Genomic DNA, 1,490 nt, shown 5'->3' on the forward strand with positions numbered 1-1,490 from the left:
TATGTCCACCCTCTCCCCCGCTCTTTCCTACCCCCATCCCATACGCTACGTACATCCTATCTATCATTCTATGACAACGACTTTTCGCCGGAACGTTAACAAGTTGGTACACATCTTCTCTACACGACGCTTTACTGTACTGACAAGGTCGGATTAGAACGTCCGCCATTAGCGTATTTAAGCGGCAGCAGCGCTCGCGTTCTCTGGCAGCCGGAACGTATTGCCGACGATCTGGCGATGAACATGGCGCGCAGCGTGCGCTGGCATGAAGCGATGGTGGCGGCGAAAGAACGCGACGTGCGTCTGGTGATTGAGATGCCGCCCGGCGAAGTGCTGACGGGCTTAACGCGTAGTGTGCAGTGCCAGGGCGAGTGTATCGCCCTTGAGCGCAGCGGCGCTGAAGTGGCGCTGCGTCTGTTTCAGCGGCTGGTGCGCTGAACTTTTTCCTGCAAACTCAGGGCAAACATACGCCCTTCAGCCACCAGTGCCAGCAGGTTCGGATCGTGTTCGCGGTTACGCGGGAACACGATAGCGATCTGCTGCCGCATTTGATACGGCTCGGCTAAGCGGAGAAAACGCAGATCGTTTTCATACTGCTTACGCATCCTGCCCGGCACCAGCGAATAGCCCATTCCCGCCTGCACCAAACTCAGCATCGAGAAGATGTCATTCACGCGCGTGACGATGTTGGGTTCAAAACCGGCAACGTGACAGGCTTCCTGAAATCCGGCAAAGGTAGCAAAGCCTTCTGCCAGCGAGACAAAGGGTTTGTCACTGTAGCTGCGCAGATCGATATCTTCCTCGCTTTTATCATCGCCACCCGCGGGCACGGCAAGAAAGATATCGTCCTGAAACAGCGCCACCTGCTCAAAAATCTTTTCATCGATCTCGGCTTCGCTGACAGAAATGATAATCGCATCCAACTGATTATCTTTCAGCGCGCGCAGCAGCAAATCATTGGAGCCCATGGTGAGGTTGAGTTCTAACTCGGGGCGGCGCAGTTTCATTTTCATGATCAGACGCGGCACGGTTTCCAGCGACAGAGAATATAAGGTGCCCACACGCAGATGCCCCAGACCGATACCTGCAGTGCGTCGTGTTTCATCAATGCCCTGACTCAGCGTGGCCAGCGCTTCCCGGCTGTATTCCAGCAGCGTCGTAGCGGCGGGCAGTGCCACCAGGTTGCGGCCTTTATGTTCAAACAGCGGACAACGCAAACTCTCTTCCAGCGTGTGTAGCGCACGATGCACGCTCACGGTGCTGATCCCCAGCGTTTCTGCCGCTCTGGCGAGGTTTTCCGTTTCCATGTAGCAGCTGAAAATCAGCAGCTTGCGAATGGTGAGATCATTGTCGAGGGTAAGTTTCATGCCGGTTTCATATCGTCATCAGTGAGGGCACTATAACGTTAAGCCGCGATGCGGGTTAGCCAAAAACGGGTATGTAAGATGTATGTCGGCCTCACTACTAACATGGCCGCCCCTGACGGATCC

General features: G+C 55.1%; 1 protein-coding gene and 1 pseudogene. One reads left to right on the plus strand and one right to left on the minus strand.

Annotated elements, in window-relative coordinates; all coding sequences use genetic code 11:
• Positions 1-144: 144 nt before the first annotated feature.
• A pseudogene (locus H7A81_RS27225) lies at positions 145-438 on the plus strand (malonate decarboxylase subunit epsilon); the annotation flags it as partial.
• Here the strand turns inward: H7A81_RS27225 and H7A81_RS27230 are convergent.
• The gene (locus tag H7A81_RS27230) at positions 420-1,367 is read right to left on the minus strand and encodes a LysR family transcriptional regulator (RefSeq protein WP_182059332.1); all 948 of its coding nucleotides are present in this window, start codon (positions 1,365-1,367) and stop codon (positions 420-422) included. The pseudogene H7A81_RS27225 and the gene H7A81_RS27230 sit on opposite strands and share 19 nt — an antisense overlap.
• Positions 1,368-1,490: the final 123 nt, after the last annotated feature.

The organism is Pantoea sp. ME81 (genome assembly GCF_903970985.1).
Lineage (GTDB): Bacteria > Pseudomonadota > Gammaproteobacteria > Enterobacterales > Enterobacteriaceae > Pantoea > Pantoea communis.

Excerpts from the sequence above, each read along its gene's own strand:
- H7A81_RS27230 (WP_182059332.1), bottom strand. The coding sequence starts at position 1,367 with ATGAAACTTACCCTCGACAATGATCTCACCATTCGCAAGCTGCTGATT.